At 65.3% G+C, this 19,318-nt stretch carries 17 protein-coding genes; 11 read left to right on the plus strand and 6 right to left on the minus strand.

Features of this window, described 5'->3' with window-relative positions; genetic code table 11:
* The first annotated feature begins 113 nt into the window (after positions 1-113).
* The 5 genes from Q4610_RS01415 (at position 114) to Q4610_RS01435 (ending at position 6,808) form a co-directional block, all read left to right on the plus strand.
* Positions 114-407 carry a DUF1330 domain-containing protein gene (locus tag Q4610_RS01415; RefSeq protein ID WP_304534232.1) on the plus strand — a complete coding sequence of 98 codons (294 nt, stop codon included), beginning with the start codon at positions 114-116 and terminating at the stop codon, positions 405-407.
* A 110-nt stretch (positions 408-517) separates the two neighbouring features.
* Complete coding sequence (locus Q4610_RS01420) at positions 518-1,690, plus strand: oxidoreductase (RefSeq protein ID WP_304534233.1); 1,173 nt, start codon at positions 518-520, stop codon at positions 1,688-1,690.
* Positions 1,691-1,994: 304 nt separating this feature from the next.
* Positions 1,995-3,701: an Hsp70 family protein gene (locus Q4610_RS01425; RefSeq protein ID WP_304534234.1), complete on the plus strand. Its 1,707-nt coding sequence runs from the start codon at positions 1,995-1,997 to the stop codon at positions 3,699-3,701.
* Positions 3,698-5,485, plus strand: coding sequence for a hypothetical protein (locus Q4610_RS01430; RefSeq protein WP_304534235.1), 1,788 nt, complete (start codon positions 3,698-3,700; stop codon positions 5,483-5,485). The genes Q4610_RS01425 and Q4610_RS01430 overlap by 4 nt, the downstream gene beginning before the upstream one ends.
* Before the next feature lie 96 nt (positions 5,486-5,581).
* Positions 5,582-6,808 (plus strand): NAD(P)/FAD-dependent oxidoreductase, encoded by a 1,227-nt coding sequence (locus Q4610_RS01435; protein ID WP_304534236.1) that lies wholly within the window; start codon positions 5,582-5,584, stop codon positions 6,806-6,808.
* A 164-nt stretch (positions 6,809-6,972) separates the two neighbouring features.
* On the opposite strand, the gene Q4610_RS01440 is transcribed toward Q4610_RS01435, so the two are convergent.
* Positions 6,973-7,509: a 2'-5' RNA ligase family protein gene (locus Q4610_RS01440; RefSeq protein WP_304534237.1), complete on the minus strand. Its 537-nt coding sequence runs from the start codon at positions 7,507-7,509 to the stop codon at positions 6,973-6,975.
* A 57-nt stretch (positions 7,510-7,566) separates the two neighbouring features.
* On the opposite strand from Q4610_RS01440, the gene Q4610_RS01445 reads away from it, so the two are divergent.
* On the plus strand, positions 7,567-7,989 hold the full coding sequence (locus Q4610_RS01445; protein WP_304534238.1) for a sugar transporter: 423 nt from the start codon (positions 7,567-7,569) through the stop codon (positions 7,987-7,989).
* A gap of 44 nt (positions 7,990-8,033) precedes the next feature.
* On the opposite strand, the gene mltG is transcribed toward Q4610_RS01445, so the two are convergent.
* The 3 genes from mltG to Q4610_RS01460 form a co-directional block, all read right to left on the minus strand.
* On the minus strand, positions 8,034-9,032 hold the full coding sequence (gene mltG, locus Q4610_RS01450) for an endolytic transglycosylase MltG (protein ID WP_304534239.1): 999 nt from the start codon (positions 9,030-9,032) through the stop codon (positions 8,034-8,036).
* A gap of 196 nt (positions 9,033-9,228) precedes the next feature.
* Positions 9,229-10,488, minus strand: a complete 1,260-nt coding sequence (gene fabF, locus Q4610_RS01455) for a beta-ketoacyl-ACP synthase II (protein ID WP_304534240.1) — start codon at positions 10,486-10,488, stop codon at positions 9,229-9,231.
* 178 nt (positions 10,489-10,666) lie between these two features.
* Positions 10,667-10,900, minus strand: coding sequence for an acyl carrier protein (locus Q4610_RS01460; protein ID WP_007689016.1), 234 nt, complete (start codon positions 10,898-10,900; stop codon positions 10,667-10,669).
* Positions 10,901-11,167: 267 nt separating this feature from the next.
* On the opposite strand from Q4610_RS01460, the gene Q4610_RS01465 reads away from it, so the two are divergent.
* On the plus strand, positions 11,168-12,349 hold the full coding sequence (locus tag Q4610_RS01465; RefSeq protein WP_425262523.1) for a glycosyltransferase family 87 protein: 1,182 nt from the start codon (positions 11,168-11,170) through the stop codon (positions 12,347-12,349).
* Here the strand turns inward: Q4610_RS01465 and fabG are convergent.
* Both fabG and fabD read right to left on the minus strand, forming a co-directional pair.
* Entirely contained in the window at positions 12,303-13,043 is a 741-nt protein-coding gene (gene fabG, locus Q4610_RS01470) for a 3-oxoacyl-[acyl-carrier-protein] reductase (RefSeq protein ID WP_304534242.1), read from the minus strand. The genes Q4610_RS01465 and fabG overlap by 47 nt on opposite strands.
* Before the next feature lie 60 nt (positions 13,044-13,103).
* Positions 13,104-14,039, minus strand: coding sequence for an ACP S-malonyltransferase (gene fabD / locus Q4610_RS01475; RefSeq protein ID WP_304534243.1), 936 nt, complete (start codon positions 14,037-14,039; stop codon positions 13,104-13,106).
* A gap of 160 nt (positions 14,040-14,199) precedes the next feature.
* Between fabD and Q4610_RS01480 the strand changes: the two genes are divergently transcribed.
* From Q4610_RS01480 to Q4610_RS01495, 4 genes are all read left to right on the plus strand, one after another.
* Entirely contained in the window at positions 14,200-15,681 is a 1,482-nt protein-coding gene (locus tag Q4610_RS01480; RefSeq protein ID WP_304534244.1) for an efflux transporter outer membrane subunit, read from the plus strand.
* Positions 15,671-17,191, plus strand: a complete 1,521-nt coding sequence (locus Q4610_RS01485) for an efflux RND transporter periplasmic adaptor subunit (RefSeq protein ID WP_304534245.1) — start codon at positions 15,671-15,673, stop codon at positions 17,189-17,191. The genes Q4610_RS01480 and Q4610_RS01485 overlap by 11 nt, the downstream gene beginning before the upstream one ends.
* Positions 17,188-17,886, plus strand: coding sequence for an ABC transporter ATP-binding protein (locus tag Q4610_RS01490; protein WP_304534246.1), 699 nt, complete (start codon positions 17,188-17,190; stop codon positions 17,884-17,886). Before Q4610_RS01485 ends, Q4610_RS01490 begins: the two co-directional genes overlap by 4 nt.
* Positions 17,887-18,037: 151 nt before the next feature.
* Positions 18,038-19,243 (plus strand): ABC transporter permease, encoded by a 1,206-nt coding sequence (locus Q4610_RS01495; protein WP_304534247.1) that lies wholly within the window; start codon positions 18,038-18,040, stop codon positions 19,241-19,243.
* Positions 19,244-19,318 lie beyond the last annotated feature (75 nt).

Consider the following 19,318-nt stretch of genomic DNA (forward strand, 5'->3'; position numbering starts at 1 on the left):
CGTTCAATTGATGTGTGACAAAGATTGCGTGAGCACTGTTCGGGCGGACATCGACCATGGCGTCGATGGATCGATACGATGGAACGAAACTATCAAGGACAAGGACAGGCGCCATGACTGCGCATATGGTTTCGATGATTTATTCCCGCGACAATAGCTGGATTGCGGAATATTCCGCCAACGTCCCGGCGATCATCGCCAAGCATGGCGGCAGCTACACATTCGTTTCGCGCGGCAAGGTCGAGGTGGCCGAAGGCGACCTGCCCGTCCCGTCTGGCGTAGGGACGTTCACTTTCCCATCGCGGCAGGCGATCCACGCTTTCCTCGAAAGCGAAGAATATCGCCCCTATCTGGAACTGCGGCAGAAATATTCGACCAATCAGATACTGATGTTCGACGGCCGGTGACACGCATGGACACAGGCGATGCACGCCGGGGCGGCGATGCAACCGTCATCGCCCCGCGCCGCCGCCGACCGGGCCGCGCGGCCCGACCATGTGCAGCAGGAGTGAGGTAGATGAGCGGACTGTTTTCCGAACTGGCGATCAGCAAGATGGTTCTGCGCAACCGTTTCGTGTTGCCCGCAATGCAGCGCGGCATGGCGGTGCGTTATACCCCTACGCCGCAACTGATCGACTATTATCATCGCATCGCCAGGGGCGGCGCCGCCCTTGTCATCACCGAATCGATCGCGATTGATCACCCCACCTCGACCGGCCATGACGGCTTTGTGATGATGATCGACGACAGCCGCGCCCAGCCATGGACCACGCTGATCCAGGGGGTGAAGGCGGAAGGCGCGCATATTCTGGTCCAACTCAACCATAACGGCGCGTGCCGGGTGGAAAATAGCGGCGGCCCGCGTCCCGACCTGCCCTCGCTCAGCCCCAGCGGCCTGATGCGGGCAGGTCAGGCCAATGGCCGCGCCGCCACGCGCGCGGAACTGGCCGAAATCCGCGACGGTTATGTGTCCAGTGCGTTGGCCGCGCGCCGCTTCGGCGCCGACGGGGTGGAGGTGCACTGTGCCCATGGCTATCTGCTCGACCAGTTTCTGTGGCACGAAACCAACCTGCGGACCGACGACTATGGCGGCGCCACGATCGCCGAGCGCGCGCGCTTCCCGGCCGAGGTGATCCGCGCGATCCGCGCCGCGACCGATGATGATTTCGTCATCAGCGTGCGCTTTTCGCAGTGGAAGGAGGTCGATTACGACGCCAAAATCGTCGATTCGCCCGAAGAACTGGGCGCCATGATCAAGGTGCTGCGGGACGCAGGCGCCGACCTGTTCCACGCATCGACCCGCCGCTTCTACAAACCCGAATGGCCTGGCAGCACGCTGAACCTCGCCGGCTGGGCCAGGACGCTGACGGATGCGCCGGTCATCACCGTCGGATCGGTCGGCGTGACCATCGACATCATGGACACCATCTATTCCGAAAAGCCGGTCGACAGCGATACCGAACGCGCGATCCTGACGCTGGAATCGATGTTCGAGGAAGGCCAGTTCGATCTGGTCGCGGTCGGCCGCAGCATGATGGCGGACCCCGACTGGGTGAGCAAAATCCAGCAGCGGGCGTTCGATGCGGTGATCCCGTTCCGGCGCGAACTGGTCAGGCAATCGCTTCAGGAATGGGATGATTCCGTGATCCGTTCGTCATCGCTCGCCCATGGATCGGAAAGCGCGAACTAGGGCCGGGGCGATCCCGGCGGCGGCACGATGGCCATGTTTCCATCCATCATCCAAGATTTCATGACAGGTCCGGGTTGCAGATTCGAGTCCCTGCGAGGGGACAGAAGCAGGGCGACCGGCCGTGGCCATCTTGCCAGATAAATCGCTGATTTTCCAATGGGACGGGCAATGCACTGGCATTGCCTGAGGCGAAATTGACAGCGCCTCCTTCGCCAGCAACATCCTTCCATCAAATTGTGACTGCGGATCAAAGGCCTGTGGATTTTGCCGCGACGCCGCGCCAGTCTGCGCGCGGGGGGACGACATGATTCTCGGTATCGATCTTGGGACGACGAACAGCGCGGTTGCGATCTGGAAGGATGGGGTGCCGACGCTCATCCCCAATGCGCTGGGCGACTGGCTGACGCCGTCGGTCGTCAGTCTGGATGCGGACGGCACCGTCCATGTCGGCGCGACCGCGCGCGACCGGATGACGACCGACCCCGACCGCACGGTCGCGAGCTTCAAACGCTATATGGGGACGCAGCGCCGCGCGACGCTCGGCCGGCAGGACTATGCGCCGGAGGAACTGTCGGCTTTTGTCCTGCGATCGCTCAAGGCCGATGCGGAAGCCTTTTGCGGCGCGCCGGTCAGCGACGCGGTCATCACCGTTCCCGCCTATTTCAACGATCGCCAGCGCAAGGCGACACGGCAGGCGGGCGAACTGGCGGGGCTGACCGTGCGCCGGCTGATCAACGAGCCAACCGCCGCCGCGCTCGCCTTCGGCGTGCATAGCCGCGACGAGCATGAACCTTTCCTGGTGTTCGACCTGGGCGGCGGCACGTTCGACGTGTCGATCGTGGAAATGTTCGACGGCATTGTCGAGGTGCGCGCATCGTCGGGCGACAATCATCTGGGCGGTGACGATTTCAACGACTGCATCGTCGCCCTCGCCCGCCCGGCGATCGACCCGGACGGGGCGCTGGCGGCAGCAGACCCGCAACTGGTCGAGGCACGGCTGAGCGCGGCGGCCGAGGATGTGAAGCGCGCGCTGTCGGTCGCGGACGAGGCCGAGTTCGTCCTGGTCGTGGGCCAGGAGCGCCGCACCAGCCGCATCACCGCCCAGGCGCTGGAGGAACAGGCGCAGGGGCTGCTGACGCGGCTGCGCGATCCGGTGCTGCGGTCGCTGCGCGATTCCGACATCGACGTAAAGGCGCTGAGCGAGGTGGTGCTGGTCGGCGGCGCGACGCGGATGCCGATCGTGCGCAAGGCGATCACCCGCATGTTCGGCCGCTTCCCCAACAGCAGCGTCCATCCCGACCATGCCGTCGCGCTGGGCGCGGCGGTGCAGGCCGGGCTGCTGGAAAAGGACGCCGCGCTGGACGAAATCCGGCTGACCGATGTGTGCCCCTTCACTTTGGGGGTCAATCATTCGGAGCGCGACGCGCGCGGTCATATGCATCATGGCCTGTTTTCACCGATCATCGAGCGCAACACAGCGATCCCGGTAAGCCGGGTCGAACGCTATCAGACGATGGCCGACAATCAGCGGCATATCGAATTCGGCATCTATCAGGGCGAGGCGCGCGAAGTGTCCTCCAACGTCAAGCTGGGGTCGATCAGCATCCCGGTGCCGCCCCGCGCCGCCGGCGAAGTCGTGGTCGATTGCCGCTTCAGCTATGACAGCAGCGGCCTGCTGGAGGTCGATGTGGTGGTGCCGGAAACGGGCCAGACCCGCAATCTGGTGATCGTGGACGAAAGCGACCGCCGATCCGAAAAGGAACTGGCGGAGCGTCGTGCGCGGCTGAGCGCGCTCAAATTCCATCCGCGCGACGGGCAGGAAAATGTCGCGGCGCTGGCGCGTGCGCGCAAGGGCTATGAAGCCTTTATCGGCGAGCGGCGCGAAGCGATAGGCCACTGGATCACGCGCTTCCAGTCCGCGCTGGAAACGCAGGACGGCAGGCTGATCATCGAGGAACGAAGGCTGCTGATCCAGAATCTGGACCGGATCGAGCAGGATTACGGCCTGTGACCCCGCAGGCCGCGTGGCGGCTGCTGGGGATTGCCGCGACGCAGGACCGCAAGGCGATCCGCAGCGCCTATGCCGCGCGGTTGCGCGCGATCGACCCGGACGCGGATCGTGACGGCTTCGCCGCGCTGCGCACAGCGCGCGACCTGGCGCTGGCGCTGGTGGCGCAGACGGACGTGACCGTTGCGGAAGAGGACGCATCCCGGCCAGACGGGGTTGATGGTGTGACCGTCACACTCCCCGCCCCCGCCCTGCCGCTGACGGCGCCGGTCGTTGCCATCGGGCAAGGCGAAGCGGCGGAATTTTCCCTCCCCGCGCCCGTGTCGCAGGACGAATGGCAGGCGCCGCTGCTGACGCAGGATTATCGCGCGCCGGGCGACGCGGACGATGCCATCGACCTTGCCATTCCCGACTGGACCAGCGCGCCGCCGCATGAGGTGGAGGCGTTCGACGCCGACCGGCCCGACCATGCGCTCCACGCCCTGCTCTATCCCGATCCTGATGCGGATACCCAGCAGGCGGCGATGACCCAGGCCGATATGGATGCCGGCGCGGCGCTGATCGACCGCCTCCATGCCGATGCGCAGCAGGGCGCGATCGACCTGCATGACCGCACCGAAAACTGGCTGGCCAATGTGCTGGCCGGTGCGTGGCCGCGATCGCACCCGCTGCTCGCCCATGCCGCCGGCCGGTTCGGCTGGGCCGCGCGCGAAGGGCAGATCGATGCCCCGCCCGCGATCGACTATATCAACCGCCGTCTGGCGTCCGAGCGGTTCGCGGACGCGGTGCAGGAGAAGGGCCATCCACTGCATGGCGCGTGGAAGCAATTGTCCAAGCCGACCCGCGCCGGGCAGAGCCGGGCGATCTGGTGGGAAGGGCACAAGATCGACGACCTTCTGGCAACCATCCGCCGCGATTATCCTGAATTGGAGCAGCGGCTGGACTGGCATAGGGTGGCGATGTGGGATAGCCGGCGCGACACTCCGCGATCGACCAAGGGGGCGATCTTCATGGTCGTCGTGGCCATCCAGCTTATCGCCGTCGTGGCGCGTTGCGTGGGAGACAAGGCACCGGATCAGGACAGCTATGCGCCGCTGACGACCCAGAGCGTCACGCCGGCAACCCAGCCTTTGCCCGTTTCCGTGCCCCCGCGCAGACCCGGCGGCCTTGGCGATTTCGATGCCGATGTGAAGGCCGCCCTGCTCGCCGCCTTCGGCCCGGACATGACAGTCAAAACGCTTAAGAACGACGCACAACTGGTCTATCAGATGTTCGAGAGCAACTGGCGCATCAGCCTGGATATGGATCGCACCCGCGCCCAATATATCGCGACGATGGAAGGCCTGATGCGCGAGCGGTACGGGTTGTTGGCGCGGCAGGCCGGCGGCGCGGCACTGGTGGCATATCAGCGGCAACGACTGCGCGAAGAGCGGCTGCTCAAGGATGAGCATTGGAAACACTGTGCCGAGAGCAGCAATAGCGGGCGATTACCCGACATTGTGCATATTCCCGCCGACAAGCGCGCAAAGGCGCGCGCCAGCATTGCCAAGCTGATCCTGGCCATGCCTGCCAATCCGGCGCCCCCGCCATCGGGGGGGACGTTCAGCGTGCCCGGTCCGATCGTGGAAAAGACCATGGCCGGATCAGGATTGCCACTCGACCGGGTGCAGGCAACTTTCCAGGGCCAGGGTAGCGACCGCGAGAAATGCCTGTCGCATATCGCGCTGCTGGACGCCACGCTGGAAGCCAATGCAGAAACCCAATCCGCGATATTGCCGCATATTTGATCGGTTGAACGTGCGATCGGCTGCGCGCACCCTTGCGTCCGATCCAAAAGCGCGCCAATCAGCCAGCCAAACAGGGCAAAAGAGGATAATGGGCGGATGAGCTATTATGACGTTCTGATCGTAGGGGCCGGTCATGCAGGCGCGCAGGCGGGGATCGCGCTGCGGCAGGCAGGGTTTGAGGGCAGCGTCGCGATGATCGGCGATGAACAATATCCGCCCTATGAACGTCCGCCATTGTCCAAGGAATATTTCGCCGGGGACAAGAGCTTCGACCGCATCCTGATCCGCCCCGCATCCTTCTGGGAAGAGCGCAAGATCGACATGCTGCTGGGCCGGCGGGTCAGGAGCATCGATCCGGTCGGCAAGTTCGTGACCGCAGGCGACGAGGAGATCGGCTATGGCAAGTTGATCTGGTGCACAGGCGGCACCCCGCGCACATTGACATGCAACGGTGCGGATGCGCCCAACGTTCATGCCGTGCGCCGTCGCGACGATGTCGACGCGATGATGGCGACGCTTGATTCGGTCAGTCATGTCACCATCATCGGCGGCGGCTATATCGGGCTGGAGGCAGCGGCGGTGCTGTCGAAGTTCGGCAAGCGCGTCGTGCTGCTGGAAGCGCTGGACCGGGTGCTGGCGCGGGTGGCGGGCGAGGATCTGTCGCGCTTCTACGAGGCGGAGCACCGCGCCCATGGCGTCGACCTGCGGACCGGGGCGCGGATGGACTGCATCGAAGTCACCGATGGGAAGGCAACCGCCGTACTGATGCAGGATGGCGAACGGATCGCGACCGACATGGTGATCGTGGGCATCGGCATCATCCCCGAAACCGGCCCGCTGATCGCGGCGGGCGCGGCCGGCGGCAATGGCGTGGACGTGGACGCCTTCTGCCGCACGTCCCTGCCCGACATCTATGCCGTGGGCGATTGCGCGTCGCACGCCAACCGATTTGCCGGGGGCGCGCAGATGCGCCTGGAATCGGTGCAGAACGCCAATGACCAGGCAAAAGTCGCGGTGGCCCATATCCTGGGCAAGGAAGAAGCCTATGACGCCGTGCCCTGGTTCTGGTCGAACCAATATGACCTGAAGCTCCAGACGGTGGGGCTTTCGACCGGCTTCGACCAGACAGTGCTGCGCGGCGATCCGGCCACGCGCAGTTTCTCGGTCGTTTACCTGAAGGGCGGCAAGGTGATCGCGCTCGATTGCGTCAACATGGTCAAGGATTATGTCCAGGGCCGCGCGCATGTCCTGTCCGGCGCGGCGCTGGACGTTGCGCAACTGGCCGATGCCAGCGTGCCGCTCAAGGAAGTGGGACTCGCCTGACGGGCGCGGCGTCCGTTCGCTTGCCTGCCGGGGGCGAACGGCGCGCGGCCATTGCCCAACGTGGCAGATGAGCAGGGATAAGACAGCCCCCTCCCGTGAACGGGAGGGGGAATAACGCCTGCCTCCGGTCGCTTCCCGACCATCCACATGTCCGCCCTCCGCCCCTACCCCCTGAACATCGCCTTCATCGCCAGTTCCCACGGCCCGCCACGATAATGCCAGGCAGCGAGGCCCGCGATCGCCAGCGGGCGGGGGCGGAAATCGGCGCGAAGCTGCGCCGCCAGCGCCCTGGCATCCTCCGGGGCGACCTTGTTCTGGACGGTGATGTGCAGGCGCGGCCGCGCCTGGTCCTGCGGAATCAGCAGGCCGGCAAAGGCGTCGGCAAGGTCGTCCCGCATCGCCATCAGGTCCGGGCTATCCACCCGGAACGCCACCCCCCGCCCCAGCAGCATCACCTCGCTCAGCCGCGCCGCTGGCGGCGGGCCGGCGCACAGCCGCTTCAGCCGGGTCGCAATGTCGTCCAGTGATGACGGCGGCAGGTGATGGAACAGCGTCAGGTGCGCCGGAATGACGTTGCGTTCCGGCGGAAAATGCGCACGGCGCAGGCCGTCCGCCCAGGCGAAATCGGCCGCGCCCATCAACGCGCTGACGATGATCGGCGCACTCAACCGACGGGCTTTCGCGAACGCGCGATCAGGCATAGGATGCGGTCATGACGGCCGCGCAACGGCGCGCCGGTCCAACGGGAGGGAGTCACCATGCCGGCACCACGTTCCTTCATCCTCATCGCCATCCTGTTTCTGGTCTGGAACCTGATCGGGCTGGCATCCTTCGTCATGCAATATATGATGGACCTGACCGAACTGGCAAAAACCGATCCCTATACCGCCAGGATCTTTGCCGCCATGCCGGCCTGGCTCTGGCTGGTCTTTGCCGTCGCGGTGCTGGCCGGCACGACTGGCGCCATCGCGCTGCTGCTGCGCAAGCGGGTGGCCCTATCCTTGTTCCTGCTGTCGCTGATCGCCGTCGTGGTGCAGTTCGGCTACAGCTTCCTTGGCACTGACCTGATCGCGGTCAAGGGCGTGCCGGTCGCGACGGCCTTTCCGATTTTCATCTTCGTGATGGCGATCCTGCAATGGCGTTATGCGGCGGCGCAGGCGGCCAAGGGGATTTTGCGGTAAACCTATACCGCGCATCAGTGGATTGCTCGCAATGACGGATGGCGTCAAAGCTCCCCGCGTGCGCGGCGGATTTCAAACCATTTGCGCACATTTTCATTATGCTGCTGATAGGTGTCGGCAAAGATGTGGCCGCCCTTCCCATCGGCGACGAAATACAGCGCCCTGGTCCGCGCCGGGTGCAGCACGGCCAGGATCGAGAGGCGGCCCGGATTGGCGATCGGCCCCTTGGGCAGGCCGACCATGGCATAGGTGTTATAGTCGTTGACTGCCGCGATTTCGGACTTGCGGATGCGGCGGCCCAGCGGCTTGCCCTTGGTGATCGGGTAGATGATCGTCGGGTCCGCCTGCAACATCATGTTGGTGCGCAGGCGATTGCCATAGACGCCCGCGACCATCGGCCGTTCGGCCGGGACGCCGGTTTCCTTCTCCACGATACTGGCGAGGATGATCGCCTCTCGCGGGGATTTGACCACCGTATCGGGCGCGCGATCGGCCCAGAGTTCAGCCAGCACCTTGTCCATCGCCGCCTGCATCCGCTTGAGCACGGCGGCGCGCGGCTCGCCCTTGTCGAAGGCGTAGCTGTCGGGCAGCACGCTGCCTTCTTCGGGCACCGGGATGGCGCCGGTCAACTGGTCGTTCGCCATCAGCCGCTCATAGACCAGGATCGAGGGCATGCCTTCGGGGATGGTGATGAGGCGGGTGAGCGTCTTGCCGCCCTGAAGGATGGAGAGGATGTCGCTGTTGCTGGCGCCGGCAGGGATGACGAATTCGCCCGCCTTGATTGACTTGCCCCCGCCAAAGACCTTGGCGCGGGTTAGAAAGGCGTCGGCCGACCGGACCGCGCCGGCTTGTTTGAGCAGCACGGCCGCGTCGGACAGGGTCGACCCTTCCGGCACGGTGATGCTGATGTCCTTGGTCGCCGGTCCCTGCTCGCTCCAGCCATGGACGAAGCGAAAGGCGACGAACGCCGCGACCGCCAGGCCGACGAGCAGGATGATGCCGGCGATGCGGCGTGCGGGGGTGGAGCGGGTCCGGCGAGCCATGCGTGTCAATCCATCCCGTCTTGCGTGGCACCGTTCATAAATCATCCTCCCCTGGAAGGAGAGATGGCTGGCCGCAGGCCAGACGCTGGGGTGTCGCCCTCACGATAGCGGGACACCCCTCCACCACCAGCTTCGCTGGTTGAATGGAGTCACATGCCTCCATTCAACCCCCTCCCCTTGCAGGGGAGGATCGTCTTCAGACCGCCTTCATGATGAGCGAGGCGTTGGTGCCGCCGAAGCCGAACGAATTGTTCAGCACCGCGCGCACCTTGCGCTCCTTGGCGACGTGCGGGACCAGGTCCACGCCCTTGCAGCTTTCGCTCGGTTCATCGAGGTTAAGCGTCGGCGGGACGATCTGGTCGCGCATGGCGAGAATGCAGAAGATGCTTTCCACCGCGCCCGCGCCGCCCAGCAGATGGCCGATCGCCGACTTCGTCGAACTCATCGACATGGTGCTCAGATTGTCGCCGAACAGCCGCTTGACCGCGCCCAGTTCCAGCTCGTCGCCCAGCGGGGTCGATGTGCCATGGGCGTTCACATAGTCGATATCCTCAAGGCTGAGGCCCGACTTTTTGAGCGCCATCTGCATCGACCGGAAGCCACCCGATCCTTCGGGATGGGGCGCGGTGACATGATAGGCGTCACCCGACAAGCCATAGCCGATCACTTCGGCATAGATTTTCGCGCCACGCTTCTTGGCGTGCTCATATTCTTCCAGCACGACCACGCCCGCGCCTTCGCCCATGACGAAGCCGTCGCGGTTCACGTCATAGGGGCGGCTCGCCTTTTCCGGCGTGTCGTTGAAGCCGGTCGACAGCGCCCGCGCCTGGGCAAAGCCGGCAATGCCGATCGGGCAGATCGCGCTTTCCGCGCCGCCCGCCAGCATCACGTCAGCGTCGTCCATCGCGATCATGCGCGCGGCGTCGCCAATCGAATGGGCGCCGGTCGAACAGGCGGTGACGACCGCATGGTTCGGCCCCATCAGACCATATTTGATCGACACCTGGCCGGAGATCAGGTTGATCAGGCGACCATGGACGAAGTGCGGCGACACGCGGCTTGGCCCCTTGGTCGCCAGCACCAGCGATTCGCTCTCGATGCCCGGCAGGCCGCCGATGCCCGACCCGATCGAGCAGCCGGCGCGCAGCCGCTCCTCCTCGGTCATATTGTCCAGCCCTGCGTCGCGCAGCGCTTCGCTGGCGGCGGAAATGCCGTAAACGATGAAGGGATCGACCTGACGCTGGATCTTGTGATCGACGTCGAGGCTGGCGTCATAGCCATATTCATGGTCTTTGGGCTTCACTTCGCAAGCGATACGGCACTTATATTCGCTGGCATCGAAACGCTGGATCGTCGCCGCGCCCGATTTGGAAGCGATGATGTTTTTCCAGCTTGTTTCGACATTCCCGCCCAACGGGCTGACCATCCCAAGGCCGGTGACGACAACACGACGCATATCCTGGCTCCGAATTACCTATGGGCTTCGGCCGCCCATATAGCCATTGCAAACGCGCTTGTGAACGGCGCGCCAGATACGAAAAGGCTCCCCGCACTCCGGGTTCACCGGACAGGAGGAGCCGTTTCTTGAACGCAAGGGCGGCCCGGCCCGGATGGGACCAAGGCCAAAAAACGCCTTACTGCTTGCTGTCGATATAGTCGATCGCGTCCTTGACGGTGGCGATCTTCTCGGCAGCATCGTCGGGGATTTCGACGCCGAATTCTTCTTCGAACGCCATCACCAGTTCAACGATGTCCAGGCTGTCAGCGCCCAGATCGTCGATGAAGCTGGCGTCCTCGGTCACCTTCTCGGCTTCAACGCCCAGATGCTCGACGACGATTTTCTTTACGCGATCCGCGGTCTCACTCATGAGTGGTCCTTCTTGACTGGTATCGTTGGTGGTTGTGAATAACCGTTAAGGCAATGCCCTAGAGCCAAGCCCCGATAGAGGCAAGAGGGAAGGCCGCCAAGCCCCCACATTCACCCGTAGCCACGATCCGGCAACAAAATCGCGCCCCAATGGTCCGATAACCGTCTATTTACCAAAATTTCAGCGGCTTTGTGCCAGGGAAGCAGCATGGCGTCCCTCCCCTCCCCAGATTCTTTCGTCACCCGTGCGCGCGTTCGCTTGACCGCGATGCTGGTGCTGGCAGCGACCATCATCGGCCTGACCTATCTGGTCGCGACCGCCCATGGCACGGTGGATTCGCTGGGACGGCCGCTGGGCACCGACTTTTCCAACGTGTGGACGGCAGGATGGATGGCCGATCATGGCCGCGCGCCAGAGGCGTGGGACTGGCCGACCCAGCATGCGGTGCAGAAGCAGATCCATCACGACCCGGCCATTCCCTTCTATGGCTGGCACTATCCCCCGCCCTTCCTGATCATCGCGACGCTGCTGGCGCAATTTCCCTATGTCGCCGCGCTGCTGATCTGGCAGGGGATGACGCTGGCGCTGACACTGTGCCTAGTGCGGCGCATCCTGCCGGACGATCGTGACGCGCTGATCGTGGCGCTGGGTGCGCCGGTGGTGCTGGTGTGCCTGGGCCATGGCCAGAACGCCTTCCTGACGGCCAGCCTGCTGGGCGCCGGGATGCTGCTGCTCGACCGGCGGCCGTGGATCGCGGGGATGCTGCTGGGCGCGCTGGTCTATAAGCCGCAATTTGCGGTGCTGATCCCGGTGCTGATCCTGGCGCGGGGCAATTGGCGGGCGTTCGTGGCGGCGGGGGGCACGGTCAGCGCGCTCTGCCTGCTGACGCTGGCGATCTGGGGCTGGCCGGTGTGGCAGGCGTTCATCGATTCCCTGCCGCTGACCCGGCACATCATCATCGAAGCCGGCGCGACCGGCTGGGAAAAGATACAAAGCCCCTTTGCCGCGATCCGCCAATGGGGCGGGTCTATCCCGCTGGCCTATGGCGTGCAGGGCTTCGTCGCGGCGATGGCCATCGCGGCGGCGGCGGTTGCGGCCCGGCGCGGAGCGATGGCGGTGCGCGGCGCGGCCGCCCTGAGCGCCGCGCTGCTCTGCACCCCCTATGTGCTGGATTATGATTTCGTCCTGCTGGGCGTCGCCATCGCCTTCATGGCGGCCGACATGCGCCAGCGCGGCGCGCTGGCATGGGAACCGACATGGCTCGCTTATGCCTGGATCGCGCCGCTGTTCGGCCGGGCCCTGTCGGAACTGACCCATGTGCCGGTCAACCTGATCGCGGCCATCGCCGTGCTGGCGCTGGCGATCCGGCGCGCCATCCTGCTGGACGGCGCGCTCAGCGGCTTCAGATCATCGCCATGCCGCCATTCACATGCAGCGTCTGGCCGGTGACATAGCCCGCCTCCCTGCTCGCCAGATAGACGACCGCCGCGCCGATATCATCGCCGCTGCCCAGGTCGCCGGCCGGAATCTTCGTCAGGATCGCGCCCTTCTGCGTGTCGTTCAGCGCATCGGTCATGGCCGAACGGATGAAGCCCGGTGCAACGCAGTTGACGGTGATGCCCCGGCTGGCGAGTTCCTGGCCAAGGCTCTTGGACATGCCGATGATGCCCGCCTTCGACGCGCAATAATTGGCCTGGCCGGGGTTGCCGGTGACGCCCACGACCGACGTGATCGAGATGATGCGGCCGAAGCGCGCCTTCATCATCGGCTTGGCCGCGGCGCGGACCAGGCGGAAGGCGGCCTCCAGATTGACCTGGATCACCTGGCTCCATTCCTCGTCCTTCATGCGCAGGATCAAATTGTCGCGGGTGATGCCGGCATTGTTGACCAGGATGTCCAGCCGCCCGCCCAGCGCCTCCACCGCCTGCGGCACCAGCGCGTCGACGGAGGCCGGATCGGACAGGTTGCAGACGACCGTCTTGTGATCGCCGCCCAGTTCGGCCCCGAAGGCCGCCAACTTCTCCGCATTGCTGCCCGAAAGCGCGAGCGTCGCCCCTTGCGCCGCGAGCGACCGGGCGATCGACGACCCGATCCCCCCCGAAGCGCCCGTCACCAGCGCGGTCATGCCTGTTAGGTCGAACATGGATAGTCCTTTCATCCAATCTGTTCGTCATCCGCGCAAAGGCGGGATGACAGAAGAAGTTCAAAAAGCCGCCAGCGCAGCTTCGATATCGTCCATCGTCACGATGCTGCGCACGGTGGCGTCAGGGGCGATGCGCTTGACCATGGGGCCGAGCACCTTGCCGCCCAGTTCGACGAATTCGGTGACGCCCGCGTCCCACATGGCGGCGACGGATTCGCGCCAGCGCACGCGGCCCGTCACCTGCTCGACCAGCCGTGCCTTGATCTCCTCCGCATCGGCGATCGGCGCGGCAAGCACATTGGCATAGACCGGCAGCAGCGGCGCGCTCAGTGCCGCGTCCGCCAGCGCCTGCGCCATCGCATCGGCGGCGGGCTGCATCAGTTCGCAATGGAAGGGCGCAGAGACGGGCAGCAGCACGCCACGCTTGATGCCATGGTCCTTGACCATCGCCACCGCCCGCTCGATCGCGCCGCGATGGCCGGAAATCACCACCTGCGAGGGATCATTGTCGTTGGCGACGGCGCAGACTTCGCCCTGCGCCGCCGCGTCGGCCAGCGCCTGCGCCTTGTCGATATCCGCGCCCAGCAGCGCCGCCATCGCGCCCTCGCCCACCGGCACCGCCGCCTGCATCGCCTGCCCGCGCAGTTTGAGCAGGTGCGCAGTGGTCGTGATGTCGAACGCCTCCACCGCGCAGAGCGCGCTATATTCGCCCAGGCTGTGGCCGGCGACATAATCGCCCTTGTCGGCGAGCGAGAAGCTCCCTTCCTTCTGCATCACCCGCAACGTCGCGATGGCGTTCGCCATGATTGCAGGCTGGGCATTTTCGGTCAGGGTCAGGTCGCTGTCCGGTCCTTCCACCATGATGCGGAACAAATTTTGTTTCAGCGCGTCATCCACCTCCTGAAACAGTTCCCGCGCCGCGGGGCTGGCGTCGGCCAGCGCCTTGCCCATGCCGACCGACTGGCTGCCCTGCCCCGGAAAAAGAAATGCCCGCATCATCCAACTCCAAACCCGCGCGCGTGCCGAAAAGCGCTGAAATCCAAAACCGTTACACTTTGAGACATAAATGTCATTGAGACGTACATATCCCTGCGGCAGTCAGGAACGGCACGCCCGCCGACCTGTCATGGGCCGGCGCGTGGCGGCCCCTTTAACGATGACGGAGTGCAAGGAAAAGGTGCGATATCGCATTGCCTGGATCAGCGGGACGGCGCTACTGCTTTCCGCCTGCGCCGCCGGTCCCGATTATCGTGCGCCGCAGGCGGCATCGCTGGGGGTGCCGGCAGCCTACAGCCAGGCCGGCGTCGGGGACGGCGCGGCGTTGAACGACGCCGATCTGGCGCTATGGTGGACCCGCCTCAACGATCCTGCGCTGAGTGGGCTGATCGATGCGGCGGTCGCCAACAATCTCGACATCGTGCAGGCGCAGGCGCGCCTGCGGCAGGCGCGCGAAAGCCTGCGCCAGGCCAATGCCAGCTTCCTGCCGCAGGTGAGCGGATCGGGCAGCGGCGGCAAAAATTATCGCAGCCAGGCCGGCGGCACGCGCGTCGACAGCAATGGCAATGTCATCAGCACCGGCGCCAGCAACTGGTCGAGCAGCTATTCGGCCAGCGCATCGGCGAGCTGGCAGGTCGACCTGTTCGGCGAATTGTCCCGCACGGCGGAGGCGGCGCGCGCGGACCTGAGCGCATCGGGCTATGACCTTGCCACCGTGCGGATGACGATCATTTCCGAACTGGTCAGCAATTATGTGCAGGCGCGGCTGGCGCAGGAACAAATCGCCATCGCGCGGCAGACGCAGGCGATCCAGCAGGACAATTACAATATCGCCAACTGGCGTTTGCAGGCCGGTCTGGTGTCGTCGCTGGACGAACAGCAGGCAAAGGCGCAACTGGCCCAGACCAATGCCAGCCTGCCCCAGTTGGAGGCGAGCCTGCGCGGCAGCCTCAATCGCATCGCCGTGCTGACCGGGCAGGCGCCAGGCGCCGCGACCCGCGCGCTCGAAACGCCAGCGCCGATCCCCACGGCATCGACCGCGATCGCAACCGGCATTCCCGCCGACACGCTGCGCCAGCGGCCGGACGTGCGCAGCGCCGAGCGGGCGCTGGCCGCCGCCACCGCCCGGATCGGCGTCGCCCAGGCGCAGCTTTATCCCTCGCTCAGCATCAGCGGCAATATCGGCACCACGTCCAACGCCTTGCGCGACCTGTTCAGCCTGATCACCGGCGGCGTGTTCGCCAATGTGGCGCAGACGATCTTCGACGGCGGCCGGCTGCAATCGCAGGTGCGTGCGCAAAAGGCGGCGACCGACGCCGCCTTCGCGGCCTACAAGCAGAGCGTGCTGGGTGCGCTGGAGGATGTGGAGAACGCCATGGCGTCCCTTACCAGCGCCCGGCTGCGCAAGGCGGAGTTCGCGACCGCCTATGAAGCGTCGAACAACGCCGCGATCCTGGCGCGCAGCCAGTATCAGGCCGGGCTGACCGACTTCCAGACGCTCTCCACCACCGAAAACAGCCTTCTGACCGCGCGCAACAGCCTGGCTGCCGCGCAATCCGACGAGATATTGGCCATCGCCCAGCTCTATAATGCGCTGGGTGGCGGCTGGCAGAGCATGGAAAGCCGCCCTGATGAGCAATGATGTGACCAAGGACCAGGATCTCGACGATTTTCTGGGCGCCAAGCCGCAAAAGCCATGGCGCAAATGGGTGGTCCGGGGCGGGATCGGTCTCATCCTGCTGGTCGTGCTCCTGCTGCTGGCGCGCTGCTTTTCCGGGGAGGACAAGCCCAATTATGCGACGCGGGAGGTGCGCACCGGCGACCTGACCGTCAGCGTATCGGCCACCGGGAACCTCAAGCCCATCAACCAGGTCGATGTCGGTTCCGAACAGTCGGGCAAGATCACGGCCGTCTATGTCGACGTGAATGATCGCGTGACCAGGGGGCAGAAGCTGGCCGAACTCGATACCCGCCGGCTGGTCGATACCGTCAACCAGAATCAGGCGCAGGTCGCCTCTGCCCAGGCCAGCGTCGCGCAGGCGCAGGCGCAGGTCGCGCTGGCCAAGGCGACGCTCGACCGGCAATTGAGCGTGTTCAACCTGTCGGGCGGCAAGGTGCCGGCCAGGACGGAGATCGACGCGGCGCGGGCCGATTATCAGGGCGCGGTGGCGACTTTGCGGTCGGCGCAGGCGCAGGTCGATGTGGCGCGGTCGCAATTGTCGAGCGCGCAGACCAACCTGTCGATCGCGCAGATCGTGTCGCCGGTGAACGGCGTGGTGCTGTCGCGCGACATAGAACCGGGCCAGACGGTCGCCGCCTCGCTCAACGCGCCGGTGCTGTTCACGCTGGCCGAAGACCTGACCCAGATGGAAGTCGAAGTGTCGGTGGACGAGGCCGATGTCGGCCAGGTCAAGGAAGGACAGAGCGCCAGTTTCGCGGTCGATGCCTTCCCCGGCCGCACCTTCCCGGCGCGCGTCACGCGGGTCAATGTCGGGTCCAACGCCAGCAGTTCCTCATCCTCCACCAGCACGACGACGACCAGCACCACCGGCACAGTGGTCGCCTATACCGCCGTGCTGGCGGTCGACAACAAGGACGAAACGCTGCGCCCCGGCATGACCGCCACGGCCGACATCGTGACGCAGGAACTGCATGACGTGCTGCTGGTGCCCAACAGCGCGCTGCGCTTCAAGCCCAGCGCGACAAAGCAGGGCGGCGGCATCACCAGCGTCCTGCCCGGCCCCGGCCGGATGCGGCGCGGCGGCGGCAGTCGCCAGGTCAGCTTCGGCGCGGGCAGCAGCCAGACCGTCTATGTGGTGGGCGAGGACGGCAATCCCAAGGCGGTGCAGGTGACGGTCGGCGCCAGCGACGGATCGCGCACCGTCGTCACCGGCGGGGACCTGAAAGCAGGCGCGCGGGTCATCACCGGCCAGCTCGCGGCGGGCCAGCAGCCGCCGGCCGAGGACCAGAAGGATGCTGGTCCCAGGACCGCACCATCCGGCGACAAGGCCCGCGACCGCCAGCGCACCCCATCGACCGATGGCAGCCCGGCGAGCGTCGGCAAGCTCGGCAATTCGGGCGACGCCACACCGGATACCGCCCCGGTCGCGCCGGCCCAGCCGCGCGGGGACGGGCGAAAGAGCGGCACATGATCGACCCGATCATATCGATGCGGGGTGTCACCAAAGTCTATGGCGAAGGCCCGACCGCGTTCCAGGCGTTGAAGGGCATCGACCTCGACATCGCGCAAGGGGATTTCGTGGCCGTGATGGGGCCGTCCGGCTCCGGCAAGTCGACGACGATGAACATCCTGGGATGCCTGGACGTGCCATCGGGTGGCGAATTTCTGTTCAAGGGCCGCCATGTCGAAACGCTGGACCGCGACCAGCGCGCCCTGCTGCGCCGTCGTTATCTGGGGTTCGTGTTTCAGGGCTTCAACCTGCTGTCGCGCACCACCGCGCTGGAGAATGTCGAACTGCCCCTGCTCTATCGCGGCGAAGACAAGAAGACGCGCTATGACCTGGGCATGGCCGCGCTCGACAAGGTGGGGCTGAAGGACTGGTGGGACCACACCCCGGCCGAACTGTCGGGCGGGCAGCAGCAGCGCGTCGCCATCGCCCGCGCCATCGTGACCAGCCCCGACGTGCTGCTGGCGGACGAGCCGACCGGTAACCTCGATTCGGAACGGTCGGTGGAGATCATGCAATTGCTGACCGACCTCAACAGGAACAGCGGCATCACCGTGCTGATGGTGACGCACGAACCCGACATGGCCGCCTTCGCCCGCACCATCGTCCATTTCAAGGACGGGCTGGTCGAACGGATCGAAGAAGGGATGGCGGCGTGAGGATGATGTCCGCAAAACCTTCTCCCCATGGAGGAGAAGGATACGCAGCCTTAGGCGCGAAGCGACTTGGGCGGAGTTGGAAGAGAGGGATGCGCACTCTCGATAGGGTACGCTCCGCTATCCTCTCCCCCATGGGCCAAGGAGCATCGGGATGCTAGGCACCACCGTCATCCTCGCCTTCCGGGCGATCAACCGGCACAAGTTGCGGTCGTTCCTGACCACGCTGGGCATCATCATCGGCGTGGCGGCGGTCGTGACCATGGTGACGCTGGGCAATGGCGCCACGGCGGCCGTGCGCGAACAGATCAGTTCGCTGGGCGCGAACGTGCTGCAACTGCGCCCCGGTCAGGGCTTTGGCCGTGGCGGCGGCGGACCGCGCCCGCCCGACTTCAAGGAACGCGACCTCACCGCAATCGAAAACCAGCTAACCGGCGTGCGCGCGGTCGCGCCCGTCGTGCAATCGAGCGGCACGGCCATCTATGAAGGCAATAACTGGTCCACCACCGTCTATGGCACGACATCGACCTATTCGGAGGTGCAGCAGTGGAAGATCGCCGACGGCCGCCTGTTCCTGCCCGATGAGGAAGCCGCGGGCAAACCCGTCTGCATCATCGGCAATACGGTTCGCACCAACCTGTTCCAGGGCGCAGAGCCAGTCGGCAAGCGGATGCGGATCAAGGGCGTGTCCTGCCAGGTCGTGGGCGTGCTGGCGACTCGCGGCCAGGGTGGGTTCGGCGACCAGGACGATGTCGTCGTCATGCCGATCAAGTTCGTGCAGCGCCGCTTTACCGGCGATCGCGATATCAGCCAGATCATGGTCGCGGTCGATGACGCCTATGACACCAGCACCGTCCAGACCAGCCTGGAGGAACTGATGCGTGAACGGCGCAAGATCAAGGCGGGCGACCAGGATAATTTCAACATATTCGACACCAAGCAGATCAGCGACACGCTGACCGGCACCACCACGATCCTGACCCAGATCGTCGGCGCGGTCGCGGCGATCTCCCTGCTGGTCGGCGGGATCGGCATCATGAACATCATGCTGGTTTCGGTGACGGAGCGGACGCGGGAAATCGGCATTCGCCTCGCCATCGGCGCGGTCGCGCGCGAAGTGCTGATGCAGTTTCTGGTGGAGGCGATCGTGCTGTCCTGCCTGGGCGGGGTCATCGGCCTGGCGCTGGCGCTGGCCGCATCGCTGGCCATCGCGCCGCTGATGCAGGTGCCCTTCCTGTTCGACATCAAGGTGAACCTGATCGCCTTCCTCTTCTCCGCCGCGATCGGCGTGGTGTTCGGCTATTTCCCCGCCCGGCGCGCGGCGGCGCTCAACCCGATCGACGCACTGCGGCATGAATAGGCTGATACAATTTCCGACAAACCGCCGCCCTTGCCGGCACAGACCTGCGACAAGTGCGCCCTATCTCTGTCCCTG

The organism is Sphingobium cyanobacteriorum, from assembly GCF_030580935.1.
GTDB classification, from domain to species: domain Bacteria; phylum Pseudomonadota; class Alphaproteobacteria; order Sphingomonadales; family Sphingomonadaceae; genus Sphingobium; species Sphingobium cyanobacteriorum.